The sequence below is a fragment of the Rhodovibrio sodomensis genome (assembly GCF_016583645.1).
In the GTDB taxonomy this organism is placed as follows: Bacteria; Pseudomonadota; Alphaproteobacteria; order Kiloniellales; family Rhodovibrionaceae; genus Rhodovibrio; species Rhodovibrio sodomensis.
The window spans coordinates 1-15779 of record NZ_NRRL01000101.1 but is presented as its reverse complement, the minus strand read 5'-3'; the positions used below and the strand labels follow the sequence as shown (position 1 = coordinate 15779).

Here is a 15779-nt window from a genome sequence, read left to right as displayed (position 1 = left end):
CGAGCGGGGCCGAACAGGCCGGCCGCCCGCGCGCCCCACATAGCGCGCAAGGGCGGCCGGCCGTCGGTGAGGCCCCGACTTGGGGAGCGCGCCGCCAACGACCCTTTGACAAAAATCACGGTATCTCCGCCGCGTTCGCCGGCACGCGCAGCAGCTTTCTGGCAACCGGCGCGTTCAGCTTCTTCATCAACCTGCTGATGTTCGTCGGTCCGCTCTACATGCTGCAGGTCTACGACCGCGTGCCGACCAGCCGCAACGAGATGACGCTGATCCTGCTGAGCGCGATCGCGCTCGGCATGCTGGCGGTGTTCGGCGCGCTGGAGCTGGTGCGCTCGCGCATCCTGGTGCGGATCGGCTGCAAGCTGGACCGCCAGCTAAGCGACAAGGTGTTCGCCGGCGTGTTCGCCAACACGCGCAGCGGGGGCGGCAGGTCGGCCCAGGCGCTGCGCGACCTGGACAGCGTGCGGGAATTCCTGACCGGCGCGGGCCTGATCCCCTTTTTCGACGCCCCCTGGGTGCCTTTGTTCCTGGCCGTGGTGTTCCTGTTCCACCCGCTGCTGGGCCTGGTCGCGCTGGTGGGTGCGTTGATCATCCTGGGCCTGGCACTCGCCAACGAGCTGACGACGCGCGCCCCGCTCAGCGACTCCTATCAGGCGAGCGGGACCGCCAACGGCTTCGTCCAGACCAGCCTGCGCAACGCCGAGGCGGTGCACCCCATGGGCATGCAGCCGGGCGTGCAGGCCCGCTGGGCCGACCAGCACGCCAAGGCGATCGGCCAGCAGGCGCGCGCCAGCGACCGCGGCGGCGTGGTCCTGTCCAGCTCCAAGACGGTGCGCATGGTGCTGCAGGTGGCGATGCTGGGCGTCGGCGCGTCGCTCGCCCTGACCGGCACGATCACCCCCGGCGCCATGATCGCGGCGTCGATCATCATGGGCCGCGCACTCGCGCCGGTGGAGCAGGCGGTCGGGCAGTGGCGCGGCTTCGTCAACGCGCGCACCGCCTACCAGCGCCTGAACGACCTGCTGCTGGCGAGCGACAACGCCCGCCAGCCGATGCCCCTGCCAGTCCCGCAGGGCGACCTCGCGGTCGAACAGCTGGTCGTGGTCCCGCCGGAAAGCCGGACCCCGGTGCTCAAGGGCGTCAGCTTCCAGCTGACCCACGGCACCGCGCTGGGGGGGGGTGATCGGCGCCTCGGGCGCGGGCAAGTCCAGCCTGGCGCGCGCGCTGGTCGGCGTCTGGCCGGCCGCGGGCGGGGCGGTGCGCCTCGACACCGCCAACATCAACGACTGGGACCCGCTGGCGCTCGGCCCCTACGTCGGGTACCTGCCGCAGGATGTCGAGCTGTTCGACGCCAGCGTCGCCGAGAACATCGCCCGGCTGGGCGCGGTCGATCCGGAAGCTGTGGTCTGCGCGGCCAAGCTCGCTGGGGTCCACGAGATGATCCTGCGCCTGCCCGACGGCTACGACACCCAGATCGGGACCGGCGGGCACGCGCTCTCCGGCGGCCAGCGCCAGCGCGTCGCCCTCGCCCGCGCGGTCTACGGCGACGTGCGTCTGGTCCTGCTCGACGAACCCAACGCCTTCCTGGACGCCGAGGGCGAGGCCGCCCTGGCCGAGGCGATCGCCCGGCTGAAGGCCGAGGGACGCACGATCGTGGTGATCACCCACCGCCCGCAGATCCTGGCTTCGGTCGACCGGGTGCTGGCGCTGGCCCACGGGCAGGTGAAGAACTTCGGCCCGCGCGACGAGGTGCTCGCCGCCTACACCCGTCCGGCCGTGGTCGCCGGCCGACAGCAAGCCGCCCAAAGCAAGCGCCCCCAGGCCGATTCCCCGGCGACGACGAGCGCGCCGGCGGACGCCGCGGCGGATCGCGACGCCGGCCCCGCCGCCGCGGCCAAGGCCGCCGTACCGGCCGAGCCCCGGTTCATCCAGCGCAGCCGGAGGTAGCGCCCGTGTCACGCCAACAAGCCAAGCCCGCCGACAAGCCCCAAACCCATGCGTCCCGGAACGGCCCGTACCAGGTCGACCCGTCCCAGCCCGACGTCCCAAGACCGTACGAACCGTCGAGCCCGGCACGGTTCGTCGTTATCGGCAGCGCGATCGTCGTGCTCGCGTTCGGCGTCCTCGGCACCTGGGCGGCGACCGCGCCGCTGGACAGCGCCGCCGCCGCCCCCGGAACCGTCACGGTGGAGAGCAACCGCAAGCTGGTGCAGCACCCGGACGGCGGCGTGGTCACACGGATCGCCGTCACCGACGGCGACGTCGTGCGCCGGAACGACGTTCTCCTGGAGCTGGACACCACGGAATCGCAGGCGCGCTTCGACGCCGTCCGCCAGAGCCTCATGGCCGCGCTGCTGAGCAAGGCCCGGCTGGAAGCCGAGCGCGCCCGGGCCGAGGAGATGCAACTCCCCAAAGAGCTGCGCACCCCGGCGAGCGACGCCGAGGCGCGCGAGATCGAGGTCGCCTTCGCCGCCGAACGCGCGCAGTTTCGCGACCGTCAACGCTCGCTCGCCGGGAAGGTCGCGATCCAGAACGAGAAGATCGGCCAGCTGCGGGACCAGATCGCCGGCATCGAAGCGGAAAAACGCAGCGCCGAGCGGCAGATCGCGATCATGCGCGACGAGCTGGTCGGCCTGCGCGAGCTGCACGAAAAGGGCTACTACCCGCGCACCCGGATCCTGGAAATGGAGCGCCAGCTGGCCAAGCTGGGCGGCCAGGTCGGCTCGGCCGACGCCAGCATCGCAAGCGCGCACCCGGATCGGGGAGGCGCGCCCGCAGATCGCGCAGGTCCGCCAGCAGTTCGCCGAACAGGTCTCGAGCGACCTGACCGACACGCAGATCCGGGTCTCCGAACTGCGCCAGCGCTTCGTCATGGCGGCGCACCGGCTGACCGTCGACAATCCCAGATCTTGTGGGACCGGGCTCAATGCCGCCGCAGGGTTCGAGAAGGGGTGCGTCGGTCAGAGTCGCTCACCCGCCCAGCAAGAGACAGTGCTTGATGCCTGGCCACCCTCACGTCGCGCGGCAATTGCGCCCGCCTGCCCGTTCGACTTCAAGTACCGTTCGTGGGCCGGCTTGCGGGCATGGCCCCTAACGTCTCCGCGCTCTCTTGTGCGCAATCCAGTCGGCGCTGGCGTAGCTGACGACATGGATGAACACCTCTTGCGTGTCGTCATCCACCGTGAAAGCGATGACCGCCTTGCGCCCAGCCGGGATCGCGCGCAAACCGGGCGCGATCTCGTCGCGAATGCTGCCTTTGTGGGGCAGGTCCTGCAGGCTGGCGATGACCTCGTCAATCTCGGCCAACCTGCGCGCAGCCGTCTCGTAGCCGGCATGGTCGACGAGCCAGCGCAGGATTGCGTCGAGGTCTTCCGAAACGGCTGGATGGAACCACAGGCGGTATCTCACGTTTTGCGCGAGGTCTGCAGCTGTGCTCGCGCCGCCGCGAAGGCATCATCACCCTCCACATAGTCCTTGCGCGGCGTTTGTAGGCGTGACCGGACCTCGCCGGCCAACGTGCCGAGAGCCATGTCGCGCTCTTCTTCGTCGCGGATCATCTGTTCGAGCGCAGCCGCAACGGCCGAACTTTGCGAGGCAAACACACCCTGTCCCACCTTTTCGGTCAGGAACCGGTGGTGGCGGTCGGTGAAGCTGAGGGTCGTTTTAACGGTCATGCCAACCTCCTTGTTATGACTTCTTCATATAGTCTACGAATACTTGAATCGTAATGTCTTACGCGGAGCCCGCTGCGGGTTCGTTTCCTAGCGGCTTGCACTTCAAGCGACCAACACGGTCTGCAGACATTCCATCGGGGATAGCCCCGATGGCTGGTTGGCGCTGGACGAGCGGGCGGGCATAAACTAAGCCGAAAGGCATCATACCACGCCTTCGTCGACCCTGCCCGGAAGCCGTCCATGCCCACCCTTGTCGCGCCCGTCCCCACGGCCTGCCGCCCGCTCCTTCGATCCGCAACCGGGAGCGTGCGGCCATGACCGTCCTGGTCACCGGAGCGGCGGGGTTCATCGGCTCGCACGTCGCCGGCGCCCTGTTGGACCGCGGCGAACGGGTGGTCGGGCTGGACAACCTGAACGCCTATTACGACCCCGCCTTGAAGCAGGCACGGCTGGAGCGCCTGCAGGCGCGCGACGGCTTTACCTTCCACAAGGCCGATGCCCACGTCGCCGAGGCGGTCAACGCGGTGGTCGACCGCTATCCCGACATGGACCGGCTGATCCACCTGGCGGCCCAGGCAGGCGTGCGCTACTCGCTGGAAAACCCCTGGGCCTACATCGACGCCAACGTGCACTCCCAGGTCAGCGTGATGGAGGCGGCGCGACGGCTGCCGCGGCTGCGCCACCTGGTCTACGCCTCCTCCTCCAGCGTCTACGGCGGCAACACCAAGCTGCCGTTCTCGGTCGACGATCCCGTGGACCAGCCGGTTTCGACCTACGCCGCCAGCAAGCGTGCGGCCGAGCTCTTGGCGGAGACCTACGCCCACCTCTACCGGCTGCCGATGACCGGCCTGCGGTTCTTCACCGTCTACGGGCCGTGGGGCCGGCCGGACATGGCGGCCTATCTGTTCGTCAAGGCGATGCTCGAGGACCGGCCGATCCAGGTGTTCAACGCCGGCCGGATGAAGCGCGACTTCACCTACATCGACGACATCGTCGCCGGCGTCCTGGGCGCGCTCGACAACCCGCCCGCCGATCCCGGCGCGCCGGCGCGCCCGCACCGCCTGTACAACCTGGGCAACCACCGCTCGGAAGACCTCAGCGAGTTCATCCAGGTGCTCGAACGCGCCGTCGGCAAGACCGCGCGGAAGGACATGCGCGAGATGCAGCCGGGCGACGTGCCGGCGACCTACGCCGACATCGACGCCTCGATCCGCGATCTGGGCTTCCAGCCGAAGACCACGATCGAGGAGGGGCTGCCCAAGTTCGTCCAGTGGTTCCGCGACTATCACGGCGTCTGAGCGCCCCCGATCGCGCAGGCGGTTGGCGATGAAGCTCTGCAGCGTGCGCGCCACCTGGTGACGCACCATCTGGCGGCGTTGTGCCCCGATCCGCTCTTTCGCCGCGCGGACGGCCGGTATCGCCGCCGGTTGGTTGGCGGCGAGGTGCTTGTGGGAGGTGCCCGTCTCGAAACAACGCCGCCACTGGCCGGCGGCGGCCGCTTCGGCCGCCTCGCGCCATGCCGTCAGCATCGTCCGGATCGCCTGATCCTTTCCGGGGTTCGGGAACGCCAGCGCTTGACAGAGTTCGCCGGCACCATCAATCGGGCTCTACAATGGCGGCCGTCGGACGTCTCCACGAACGGGTATCCTCCAGAAGCGCTCGGGGTGCCCCGACAGGGTCGTTCAGGCGTATCGCGGGACGGCTATACTGCCCTTCGGATCGGTTCGGACGACCCGACGCCAGAAAACAAGGTAGGACGATGCAGAACACCGCGGCTAATGCGACCAACGGTCTGGGCGACCTGCTCCGCCGCATCGAAACGCGGGACTTCACGGTCGGCATCGTCGGCATGGGCTACGTCGGCCTGCCGCTCGCCATGACCTTCGCCGCCAACGGCTTCCACGTCACGGGTTTCGATTCCGACCCGAAGAAGGTCGAGGCGCTGGTCGCGGGGCGGTCCTACATCAAGCACATCACCCACGCGCAGGTCGCCGAGGCGCGGGCCGGCGACCGCCTGTCCGCCACCGCCGAGTTCGACCGCCTGGGCGAGCCGGACGCGGTGCTGCTGTGCGTCCCCACCCCGCTGAACCGCAACCGCGAGCCCGACATGACCTACGTCGAGGCGAGCGCGCGCGCGCTCGCCCGCACGCTGCGCCCGGGCCAGCTGGTGGTGCTCGAGTCGACCACCTATCCGGGCACCAGCGACGAGCTGATCCGCCCGATCCTGGAGGCGGGCGGCCTGACATCGGGCACCGACTTCTACCTCGCCTACTCGCCCGAGCGCGAGGACCCCGGCAACAAGGACTTCGCCACCGGCAAGATCCCCAAGGTGGTCGGCGGCGACGGCGCGGACGCGCTGAAGCTCGCCCAGGCGATGTACGACGCGATCGTGCCGCAGACCGTGCCGGTGCGCGACCTGCGCACGGCCGAGGCGGTCAAGCTGACCGAGAACATCTTCCGTTCGGTCAACATCGCGCTGGTCAACGAGCTCAAGCAGGTCTACGGCGCGATGGACATCGACGTCTGGGAGGTGATCGACGCCGCCAAGACTAAGCCGTTCGGCTTCATGGCGTTCTATCCGGGCCCGGGGCTGGGCGGGCACTGCATCCCGATCGACCCGTTCTACCTGACCTGGAAGGCGCGCGAGTACGACATGTCGACCCGCTTCATCGAGCTGGCCGGCGAGGTGAACGTCTCCATGCCCCGGCAAGTCGTGACCAAGCTCGGCGAGGCGTTGAACGCCCGTCAGCGCCGCGCGCTCAACGGCGCGCGCATCCTGCTGGTCGGGTTGGCGTACAAGAAGAACGTCGACGACCCGCGCGAGAGCCCGTCGTTCAAGCTGCTCGACCTGCTGACCGATAAGGGCGCGGAGGTCGCCTACCACGACCCCTATATCCCGAAGATCCCGTCGATGCGCGAGTACCCGCAGTACGCCGGCAAGGCATCGGTCGCGCTTAACGCGGAAACACTCGCCGAGTTCGACGCGGTCCTGATCGCGACCGACCACGACGAGATCGACTACGCGACCATCGCCGACTCGGCCGCCCTGGTGATCGACACCCGCAACGCCATGGCCAAGCACGGCTACAGCAACCCGCGGATCGTGAAGGCGTAGGGCTGGGCCCACGCGAACACAGACGGCCGCAAGAAGCGGCCGGAAGGGCACGACGCCTTCCGGCCGCGTGCGCTCAGGCGTTCGGGCGCAGCCAGGCTCGGGCCAGGAAGTAGCTCAGGATCAGGACACCGGTTCCGAGGCCCCAGATGCCGTTGAGGATCAGGCCGGCGACGACCTTGGTCGCGTCGACCGAAATGCCCTTCAGCGGAAACACCACCAGCATCGCCACGGCCGTCGGCCCGACCGCGCCGGTCAAGAGGCACAGGCCCCAATACTTGAGGCCGCGGGTGTTGCGGATCACCGCCCAGAGAACCAGCCCCCAGACGCCGCCCCAGAAGGCGAGCGAGATCACCTGCGGCACGCCGAACGGCCAGGTCGGCGCGCCCGGATAGGGCGCCACCGGAATCGCGCCGGCGGCGTGCAGCAGCGCGATCGCGCCCTGGTGGAAGATCAGCGTCGCGAGAAAGCCGGCGACGAAAGCGGCGAGCAAGCGCATGTCGGCGCTCCGCGGAAACGTGGGAGAGTGTTGGCTGCTGGCCGGGCGCGACCTCGGCGGCCCGGGCGCGCCGGCGGGACCTCAGCGGCGGCCGGCGTCGCCGCCCTGCTGGGCGCGCACGAACGCCACCGCCGCGGCCAGTCCCGCCACGATGAACGCGCCGGCGACCGCGATCACGACCGCCCAGGCGGCCGCCCAGATCAGGCCGACCGCCAGCACGACCCCGGCGACCGCCAGGCCGATCAGCACGAACGGCAGCAGCGCGATCCCGGCCACCACCGAAGCCCCCTGGAAGCGGGCGCTGGCGCGGCTCGGCTGTTTGCGTTCATGCGGCGGGGTAACGTTCTTCATCGCAGGACACTCGGCAATGGGCACCGACCGTGATGTGGGGACGCCGGGCGGCCGAGGCAACGTGCCCACGGCTGACAATCGACGAGATCCGCTCCCCCCAGCGTCGCTTCGCCGCCGACCCGCCGGGTCGTCCGGCCGCGCGGCTCGGCCCGAGACGGGCGCGCGGCACGCCGGTTCAGGCGCTTTCCGCGACCCGGCGGTCGGGGCGTGCTCGACGCGTTCCCAGGCGAGGGCGGTCGCGATGATGTCGGACACCGCGCGGTAGCGCGGCTGCCACGGCAGCGCCGCGCGCAGGGCCCGGGCGTTGGCGACCACGCTGGGCGCGTCGACCGGCCGCTTGGCGCGGCGGTCCGCGATCGGGCCGGCCAGCGCCCGCCGCGCAAACGGATCGCATGGCGCACATTGACCCGCTTTTCCCCGATCCGCCCCTGGCGCTTTACCCGTATCCAGACCTGCGTATCGTCTATCCTCGGTCGTTCGACCCAGCCGCGCGCCTTACCAACATCGGCGGCTTGCCGGCGGATCCTCGTCAACTTGTCGCCCGACAGATAGACCGAAACGTCGCGCTCGCGTTTGGATCTGAACTGCGGAAAATCCTTGGCCTTGGCAGCGGTCTTGCGCCCGCCTCGGACCGCACGACGGTCGTCCAGAAAGTCCCGCAGCGCCTTGTCGAACCGGCGCGAAACGTCGACCAAGTGAATCCCGGTTGCTCCTTCAGCCAAGCTTTCCGCCGATTTCATCTCCGGCAACAGCGCGGACAGTTCGCCGTGAAAGGCGAAGCGACCCTCGAGGGCGTAAAGCTGCTGGTTGCTCTCGACGCACTTGTTCCAGAACCAACGGCCCGCGCCAGCCCATTGTGGAAGCGCTTCTTCCTGAGCCTTGTTTGGGTAGATGCGGAAAACTGTCGCTTGCCTGACGACCGCAGGCTTCTCCGGGTCCTCCGGCAACGCCGGGAATTCTCCGACGATCTCCAGATGGCGCCGGCGCGCGGCGTCATTCGCTTCCGTCAACCGCACGCCACGAGCTCGCGATCGCCGAGCGGCCCGGCGTCCAGGCCACCGAGCGCCTGAATGAACTTCGTAGCAGCGGAGACGCCGCGGCCATTGTGCCGCCATGTGCATTCGGTCGTGTAAGAATCCAGGTGCTTTCAGGACACCCTGTGCCAGGTGCCCTGCAGGCTGCGCCGGAACAGACCGATGGATAGGCCCTCGGCGGCCGCCAAGCCCTCAGCGGTGTTGACGCGACCGCCAGCCCCATCGGGACAGCCCCGCTCGCGCGCCGAAGGCGCGCAAAAGCGCCGCCGCCCGTGATCGACGGTCACGTGCGCGGTCATCATGCGTCCGACGGTACGATAGGCTGGAAGCCCGTCAGTGACGACAGGCGCAGACGGATCGATCAACTCCCGCCAAGCGTTGCCGACCTCGATCGATGAGTGCGTCGCGATCCGCCGGACCCGGACTTCGCCGGCACGCTCTGCGGCGACCAGAACCACCGCGCGACCGGGGCCGCGTTCCCGCCTCGAGCCGCCGGAGCGGACCCCGGATCGTCGTCCTCGGGATTCTTGCGGCCACCGTCATACATCTGCCTTGGAGCGCCGACTGCGTGTCCGTTGGCTTCGACCATCCCGGACAGCTTTCGCCAATCCGGATCGGCCAGCAGCCGCCGGATGCGATGGTCCATATACCAGGCGGTTCGGTCGTCGATGTCGAGCCACTCCGCCAGCTTGCGCGCGGAGACGCGCGACTGCGTGGCGATGCCGCTGATCCCTTTCGACGATGTCGAGATCAGCCAGATCGCCAAAAACCACTTAGTCAGCGGAACTCGCGTGCGATGAAGCGGCGTGCCTGCGGTCACCGAAAAGTGCGCCCTGCACGACCCGACACAGCAACGCCAGGTGCCCGGGCGGCCACGCAATCGGGAGGCCCGTTCGACCGACCCGCACTTCGGGCAAACGGGGCCATTCGGCCAGCGAACCTGTTCCAGGAATGCGCAGGCAGGCTTCATCCGTCGAAAAACACTGCATGCACGTGACCATATCCATACCCGCAATGCAGGGTATATGGGCGGTTTGTTTCAAAATTCCGGGTGATCAAACTTTGTTATGCACGCGCGTCGCCCTGAACGTGGCATCCTAGGGACGGTTACTTCACTGTATCGCCGATCGGGGGCCGCGGCATGCGGCCCCACGCGCTTCGAGGGTACGTCCACCGCCCGATACTGCGGGGCCCACGACCACAGGCCATGACGCGCAAGGCGTGGACCGGCCGCCAGCACGTCGCCTGCGCCGCACCTCACACCGCCTGCCTGCCAAAACCGATGGTCTACCGATCGTTAACCCAAGCCAACGACATTCGTGTTGACGGGAGTATCACTTGTACAAAGCTACGGATCGATGATCGCAATTCAGGCCGGACTCACCGGCGTGACAAGGTCAGGCGTCAGCGACATTGCGCAGCGGCGAGGCCAGCAGCCAGAGGGCGCCGGCCAGACCGGTGCAGCCATCCGGCTCAGCTACGCTGCCGCGGTCGCGCTGTGGATTGGGGCGGGCCTGCTCGGCTGAGACCTGATCGCCGGGCTTGTGCTCGCCCTGAACTAGGGCCTGCGGCCCACCGTCATTGTCCCCGGCTTTCCCGCCCTACCCGCTCAGCGCGTCGCGCACTGCCTGGACGACCCGGTCGGCCTGCACCTGCGTCATCTCGGCGGTGAGGGGCAGGCTGAGCACGCGCTCGGCCAGCCGTTCGCTCACGGGCAGGCTTCCTGGCCCGTTACCGAACGCCCGATAGGCCGGATGCAGGTGCACAGGCACGGTATAATAGACCGCTGCGGCGATGCGCCGATCGCTCAAGGATCTCTGGATCGCATCCCGTCGCCCGCTGCGGATGGTGTAGAGCGCCCAAGCACTGTCGCATCCGCTGTCGCGCGGCGCGGGGTCCACGATCTCCGCCAGGTCTGCGTCGTAACGTTCCGCGAGCCGCTCCCGCTCCTGCCGCTCGGGGGCGAGATGCGACAGCTTGGCCAACAGGATGGCGGCCTGCAGCGTATCCAGCCGGTTATTCATGCCAAGCTCGACGGCCGTGCGGCTGGCGTCGGTGCCGTGGGTGCGCAGCACACGCAGGCGCTGGGCGAGCTCGGCGTCCTGGGTCAGGATCGCCCCGCCATCGCCGGCACAGCCGAGCGGCTTGGTCGGAAAGAACGACACGCAGGTCATGCGCGCCAGCGCGCCCGCGGGGACGCCGTCGCGCGCCGCGCCCATTGACTGCGCAGCGTCAGCGATCACCAGCAGCCGGTTTGCCAGCACAACCTCGTGGATCCGCGCGTAGTCCGCCGGCAGGCCGTACAGATCGACCGGTAGCACGGCGCGCGGGGTCAGCTCGCCGGCCTTGCGGACGCGCGCAATCTGCCGGTCCAGGTCAGCCGGATCCAGGTTCGCGGTGGCTTCCAGAACGTCGCAGAAAACCGGGGTCGCGCCGGTCAGGCGCACCGCGCCCGCGGTGGCGACGTAGGTGAAGGCGGGCACGAACACGGCGTCGCCGGGGCCGATGCCGTGCGCCAACATGCTCATTACCAGCGCGTCGGTGCCGTTGGCACAAGCGACGCAGGCCGCCGCCCCGGTCCAGCGGCACAACGCGTCCTCCAGCTCGCCGACCTCGGGCCCGTTGACGTAGGCGCCGTGCGCCAGCACGGCCGCGACCCGGGCATCGATATCGGCCTGGAGGCGCAGGTACTGTCCGCGCGGATCGAACAGCGCGATCGGATCGTCGGTATGCGCGGCCGCCGCGGCTGCGGCGGCGGAATCGGATGCGGACATGCGACAGGTTACATCGGGAATGAGCTGTGACTGCGTTGCTGACCACCTAACCTAAAGCCGCGCCCTCACCCCGGCAACCGGGCACCGGGTGATCCGCGCCGTGACAGATTTTGCTGGCGCCCGCATGCTGACGAGCGTCACCAAAGCAGTGCGGGAAAACCGCACGCTGCGTTTGATGAGCGGGGGAGGAGAACCGGAGCGACCATCCGGATAAGGCACCGGCATCGGGAGAAAGCCGCCGGCCAACGGCTGCTCCTCCCCGACGCCCACTGCTACCCCGCGGCTCCCGCCCCTACTGGGAGCCCGGGACGTCCGGACCAACGGCCGGACGGTGGCCCAGGCACGGGATCGAAGCAACTGGCTGGCGTCCCGCAAGCGAAGCGCTTGATCACCTCGAACCACCGCATCACGGCGGTTCACTCACTATCCACGTCTAAACAAGACCATCGATACCCGGGTTGCGGAGGTGCGGTGCCGTCCGGACCTGCACCGCGAAGGTGTCCTCCTTGTGATAGCGGTCATTCCCTTGGCACACCGGACACCGACAGAGACGATCCCTGTCGGCATCGGCCACAATCACGCCCTCGCGATCGAAACACGTCTTGCAGTTCGCCATGACGATCCCCCGTTGCTAGATTTAAGGTCCGGTAAACGCCCGACCTTCACAAGCGCCAACTGTTGGTAGTGCTACCGCCGCCTGGTTCAGGCCGACGACAAATTCGGCCCAAGGCGCACCCGTTTTCGACCAACGTGCACAGGCAGCGCTGGGGCGTGCCGCCGGCTGCGGACAATAGGCCCAGAACACGTTCCTGGCCCAAAAGGCCAGGTTGAGCCCGGCTACGACACACCTGCGATCTTGAGGTAAACATCGACTCATTCCGGGCTGCAAGAATTAGGTACTAAGCGCCCGAAACGTGTATATGTATAACAGCCCTACCACGAACGTTCAGATCGCATGCTCGAACGGATGCGCGCCGAGGGCTGAACGGCGGAGCGCGCTACGTCTTCTGCGCAGTATCGAGTAGGCGATCGGAATGAAAACCGATCACCGGTGATTGAGGCAATCGAATGACTTGTATCCGGGCCTATCTGATCGACCCGAACCCGCTTTGCCGCGAAGGTTTGACAGCCGTACTTGAGGGCGGTGGTATCAAAGTGGTCGGTTATAGCAATACTCCGGACTCAGCGCAGCAGGCGGGCGATCGCCAGCACGACGTGACGATCGTGGATTGCACGGCATATCCGCAAGACATCCGGTCTGCGATGCTTGAAAACCTGCGTAGCTGCTTTGCCGGCAGCTACCTTGTCGCTTTAATCCACGACGACGATCTCGACGCACTGAGAAACTGCTTCCACATGAAGTTCGCTGGTGCCGTGCCGAAAACCTTCTCCGGATCGGTTTTTATCAAGGTCCTACACGTGATTGTGGAAGGCGAACGTTACTTCCCTTCGAGCATGCTGCCAGCCGATGCAGGGGCACACGCCAATTGGGTACACACCCCTTCAAACTTCGATCCACCAAAGTTCCCTGATAGAGCCGAGTTGCGTCAGTTTACGCCGCGCGACCGACAGATCCTGCAACAGTTGGCTGCTGGTGAATCCAACAAGGCGATCGCCAGCGCCCTCGGCTGCGCGGAAGCGACGATCAAGGTGCACATGAAGCGCATCCTACGCATGATCAACGTGCACAACCGCACGCAGGCGGCGATCTGGGCGTTGAACAATGGCGTCGCATCCCCAGGGCACGTGGGGCGACGTGATCCGGTCAGTGACGTGCTGGAGGCGCCGCGCTGATCCGATCGCTCCCGGTGCCTCCGCGTGGTGTGCGCTGGTGGCGGACGGGTCGGCCCAGACGGGTCGGCCGACCCTGTCAACGCGTGGCGACGTGGAACTAGATTATCAAAGCAGCAGACTTTACTGCAGGCTTTCAGGGTACGAGACCGGGGCCACGACCGAGGTAGCTCCCGTTCACAGCCTGCTCGATTGCCTGACCATGCAGCTGGAAGCCCGGCAGGGCCCGTGCGAGCGGCACGGTCACGCCGTCCTTCAGACCCGGCGCGCTGGTCCCGACGACCAAGATCCGGCCCCGGATCCGCGCGGGCGGCACACCACCCGCCAGAACGTCGGCCGCTGCGACCGTGCGCCCGGGCCGGCTGCGGCCGCTGTGGAGCCATACCTGCCCGTTGACATCGGTGCGCAAGGTCGCCCCGCCGATGCGCACGGAGTCGATCCCGCTGTTCTGACCGAAGCTCTGCACTTGCCTAGCGCCGGCGCTACGCACGATGAAACTGCTTTCGCCCTGGGCACACGAAGGGCATCCGCTAAAGCCGGAACGACCGTCTCGCTTTGGCGCAGAAGCATCGGCAGGCGCCTGACCACACTGTCGTGGTCGGGAATGACGTTCGGCGTGACCAGCCCCTGCGCCGCCGATTCCAGGACCTGCAGATTGGTGTCCGCGCCGTCGAAGGCGTAGAGGAACGGCCGCGGGTTCGCGCCCAGGGTGGCGACGCCAAACAGCGTGTCGTCGAAGCCGTCGCCGCCGTCGGCGGACAGGATGTTGCCGAGCACGCTGGGCGCCCGGCCGATCGCGTCCGCCAGCAGGTCGTCGTGATCCGGCACTGCGCTGCGCGCCAGGAATTCCGCGGCCGGGCGCATCGCCGGCACTTCGCGCCAGGCTTCGATCAGTTCGTCCGGAGACGACATGTCCGGTTCCGCCAACACGATGTCGAGCGCAATCGCGGCCGCCCCAGCCTGGGTCAGGCGATCGAGCAGCTCCGCGCTCTTGGTCCGCGCCCACGGCCATTGGCCGATCCGCGCTAGGCTGGCCTCGTCGATGTCGACTAGCAGCACCGAGGCCGGCTGCGATGGCCGTGGCTGGATACGCTGATAGCTGTCGAACACCGTGTTGCGCAGATCGCGGACCATCGGCGGATCCCAGACGCGCACCGCCAGCGCGCCCAGCAACTCGAGCAACGGCAGCACGGCGGTGGTCCAGGGCAGGCGCGTCAGGCGGGGCTCATGGCATGTCTGCTCGGTTTTCCGGGGCGACGGCCGGACACGCCCTTATCACGTGGTTTACTTCGTCCCAGCGAACGTACCGGACGCGCGGTATTCTGGGCCTTCCAGACGGAACTGGCCGCCCGTTTCGGCCGCGGGGTCGCCGCCACCCTTGAAGAAGGAGCCGTCGATCCGTCCGCTGAACCCCTCCGGTCCCGTGATGGGCCCGCCGTAGTCCCTGCCGCCTTCATCAGACTCTGCGGTCCCGGCGAAATCCCGTCCGTCGAACCCGTCGATGCGTACCTGACCGCTCCGCGTGCCAAAGTCCCAGGTGTTTGAGAAGGCGCCGGTTGCGATGTACTGACGGCTCCCGTTGGCTACCTCGCCGATCGCGTGGCCGGTGTACTCGGCCACGCCACTGGTCGGCAGGTCTCCGGGTTCGGGAAGATCCCCCGCCACTCAGGAGCCGAGGTGCATGTGCTCGCGGCGGGTGTCGTCGGCGTTGCGGTACTCCGCCGACCAGAAGCCCCAGGACAGGTATTCGCACGCGCAGGTCGGCTGGCCGAGGATCTCGGTGCCGGAAGCCATGAGCGTCTCCGAGCTGACGAACGCGCCGCGCATGCCGAAAGGTGCGAAAATCGAGTCCGGACTGCCCGTCGTCCCGTTTAGGGACGACGGGATCGCGCGGGATTGCCGGGCGGCGAAAACCCGGTCATCGATGAAGCTCCCGTTGGACGTCCCGTCGCCGCCGAACGCCATGGTTGCTGTGTCTACGAAGGACGAGTCCTGGGGCTCTCGTTCAACCGGAAGATGGCGCTAGTGGTGTTCTCCAAGTGGTTGGTGATTTCGACGGCATCCGGGTCGCCGTTCGCGCCCTGCAGTACGTAGGGCGCCGACACAACATCGTCGACGAAGTCGGCCGACTGGCCCATCCCGGCCGCGTAGCCGCTGAGCGTCTGTTCCAGGGTCCGCCGCGTCCCGAGGTCCGCCGCAGGGCTGTTCAGTGTTCTTCATGAGCCGGCATAGTCGAAGAGTTTGTCGGGGTTGAGCGCGGTTGCGTAGCGCGCTTGAGCGACGTTGCGCACGCCGTTCGCCCGGAGGATGTTGAGCGCGAAGCTGCGGATACGAGTGAAGGGCCCGGGTGGGATACGGATCCGGCTGTGATCTTCGCCCAGGGTCACGTCGCGGACGTGATGGTTGCGGTTCTCGACGGTCCAATGCGCGCGCACGGCCTTGGCGAAGTCGGCGGCGGACAGCGGGATCTGGCAGACGTAGAACGCGGTTTCGCTGCGTTCAGTCCAGCGGCCTGTGGCCGGCTGCTTCACCCAGGTAAGGCGA

Annotated in this window: 16 protein-coding genes and 4 pseudogenes; 6 read left to right on the top strand and 14 right to left on the bottom strand. The window is 67.8% G+C overall.

Annotated features, from left to right (window positions below):
- Positions 1 to 197: 197 nt before the first annotated feature.
- The 3 genes and pseudogenes from CKO28_RS21880 to CKO28_RS21870 form a co-directional block, all read left to right on the top strand.
- Positions 198 to 866, top strand: a pseudogene (locus CKO28_RS21880) (ABC transporter transmembrane domain-containing protein); the annotation flags it as partial.
- Positions 867 to 1179: 313 nt separating this feature from the next.
- Positions 1180 to 1947: an ATP-binding cassette domain-containing protein gene (locus tag CKO28_RS21875; RefSeq protein ID WP_200342974.1), complete on the top strand. Its 768-nt coding sequence runs from the start codon at positions 1180 to 1182 to the stop codon at positions 1945 to 1947.
- 5 nt (positions 1948 to 1952) lie between these two features.
- Complete coding sequence (locus CKO28_RS21870; RefSeq protein ID WP_200342976.1) at positions 1953 to 2999, top strand: HlyD family secretion protein; 1047 nt, start codon at positions 1953 to 1955, stop codon at positions 2997 to 2999.
- A 91-nt stretch (positions 3000 to 3090) separates the two neighbouring features.
- Here CKO28_RS21870 and CKO28_RS21865 read toward each other — a convergent pair whose 3' ends face one another.
- Both CKO28_RS21865 and CKO28_RS21860 read right to left on the bottom strand, forming a co-directional pair.
- The gene (locus CKO28_RS21865) at positions 3091 to 3408 is read right to left on the bottom strand and encodes a type II toxin-antitoxin system RelE/ParE family toxin (protein WP_200342968.1); all 318 of its coding nucleotides are present in this window, start codon (positions 3406 to 3408) and stop codon (positions 3091 to 3093) included.
- The gene (locus CKO28_RS21860) at positions 3405 to 3674 is read right to left on the bottom strand and encodes a hypothetical protein (protein ID WP_200342966.1); all 270 of its coding nucleotides are present in this window, start codon (positions 3672 to 3674) and stop codon (positions 3405 to 3407) included. Before CKO28_RS21860 ends, CKO28_RS21865 begins: the two co-directional genes overlap by 4 nt.
- Positions 3675 to 3988: 314 nt before the next feature.
- Here CKO28_RS21860 and CKO28_RS21855 point away from each other — a divergent pair, with 314 nt between their 5' ends.
- On the top strand, positions 3989 to 4972 hold the full coding sequence (locus CKO28_RS21855) for an SDR family NAD(P)-dependent oxidoreductase (protein ID WP_200342965.1): 984 nt from the start codon (positions 3989 to 3991) through the stop codon (positions 4970 to 4972).
- Between the two features lie 461 nt (positions 4973 to 5433).
- Positions 5434 to 6789 carry a nucleotide sugar dehydrogenase gene (locus tag CKO28_RS21850; protein WP_200342957.1) on the top strand — a complete coding sequence of 452 codons (1356 nt, stop codon included), beginning with the start codon at positions 5434 to 5436 and terminating at the stop codon, positions 6787 to 6789.
- 73 nt (positions 6790 to 6862) lie between these two features.
- On the opposite strand, the gene CKO28_RS21845 is transcribed toward CKO28_RS21850, so the two are convergent.
- The 7 genes and pseudogenes from CKO28_RS21845 to CKO28_RS21815 all read right to left on the bottom strand — a co-directional run bounded on the left by CKO28_RS21845 (position 6863) and on the right by CKO28_RS21815 (position 11444).
- On the bottom strand, positions 6863 to 7285 hold the full coding sequence (locus tag CKO28_RS21845) for a hypothetical protein (RefSeq protein WP_200342956.1): 423 nt from the start codon (positions 7283 to 7285) through the stop codon (positions 6863 to 6865).
- 81 nt (positions 7286 to 7366) lie between these two features.
- Positions 7367 to 7636 (bottom strand): hypothetical protein, encoded by a 270-nt coding sequence (locus tag CKO28_RS21840; RefSeq protein WP_200342954.1) that lies wholly within the window; start codon positions 7634 to 7636, stop codon positions 7367 to 7369.
- Positions 7633 to 8751 carry a helix-turn-helix domain-containing protein gene (locus tag CKO28_RS29440; RefSeq protein WP_367575756.1) on the bottom strand — a complete coding sequence of 373 codons (1119 nt, stop codon included), beginning with the start codon at positions 8749 to 8751 and terminating at the stop codon, positions 7633 to 7635. Before CKO28_RS29440 ends, CKO28_RS21840 begins: the two co-directional genes overlap by 4 nt.
- Positions 8752 to 8783: 32 nt before the next feature.
- Complete coding sequence (locus CKO28_RS29435; protein WP_200342947.1) at positions 8784 to 9128, bottom strand: transposase; 345 nt, start codon at positions 9126 to 9128, stop codon at positions 8784 to 8786.
- A complete protein-coding gene (locus CKO28_RS21825) occupies positions 9032 to 9490 on the bottom strand; it encodes a hypothetical protein (RefSeq protein ID WP_242480724.1) in 459 nt (152 codons plus the stop codon). The genes CKO28_RS29435 and CKO28_RS21825 overlap by 97 nt, the downstream gene beginning before the upstream one ends.
- Positions 9491 to 9514: 24 nt before the next feature.
- Positions 9515 to 9640, bottom strand: a pseudogene (locus tag CKO28_RS29430) (transposase); the annotation flags it as partial.
- 631 nt (positions 9641 to 10271) lie between these two features.
- Positions 10272 to 11444, bottom strand: a complete 1173-nt coding sequence (locus CKO28_RS21815; RefSeq protein ID WP_200342940.1) for a DegT/DnrJ/EryC1/StrS family aminotransferase — start codon at positions 11442 to 11444, stop codon at positions 10272 to 10274.
- 1068 nt (positions 11445 to 12512) lie between these two features.
- On the opposite strand from CKO28_RS21815, the gene CKO28_RS21810 reads away from it, so the two are divergent.
- A complete protein-coding gene (locus CKO28_RS21810; protein WP_200342939.1) occupies positions 12513 to 13238 on the top strand; it encodes a helix-turn-helix transcriptional regulator in 726 nt (241 codons plus the stop codon).
- A gap of 133 nt (positions 13239 to 13371) precedes the next feature.
- On the opposite strand, the gene CKO28_RS29425 is transcribed toward CKO28_RS21810, so the two are convergent.
- The 5 genes and pseudogenes from CKO28_RS29425 to CKO28_RS21790 all read right to left on the bottom strand — a co-directional run.
- The gene (locus CKO28_RS29425) at positions 13372 to 13665 is read right to left on the bottom strand and encodes a CHASE2 domain-containing protein (protein ID WP_367575755.1); all 294 of its coding nucleotides are present in this window, start codon (positions 13663 to 13665) and stop codon (positions 13372 to 13374) included.
- Between the two features lie 101 nt (positions 13666 to 13766).
- Positions 13767 to 14390: pseudogene (locus tag CKO28_RS28605) on the bottom strand (CHASE2 domain-containing protein); the annotation flags it as partial.
- 129 nt (positions 14391 to 14519) lie between these two features.
- Positions 14520 to 14855, bottom strand: coding sequence for a hypothetical protein (locus CKO28_RS21800; RefSeq protein WP_200342937.1), 336 nt, complete (start codon positions 14853 to 14855; stop codon positions 14520 to 14522).
- 45 nt (positions 14856 to 14900) lie between these two features.
- Positions 14901 to 15200: a hypothetical protein gene (locus CKO28_RS21795; RefSeq protein WP_200342936.1), complete on the bottom strand. Its 300-nt coding sequence runs from the start codon at positions 15198 to 15200 to the stop codon at positions 14901 to 14903.
- Between the two features lie 251 nt (positions 15201 to 15451).
- Positions 15452 to 15779, bottom strand: a pseudogene (locus CKO28_RS21790) (hypothetical protein); the annotation flags it as partial.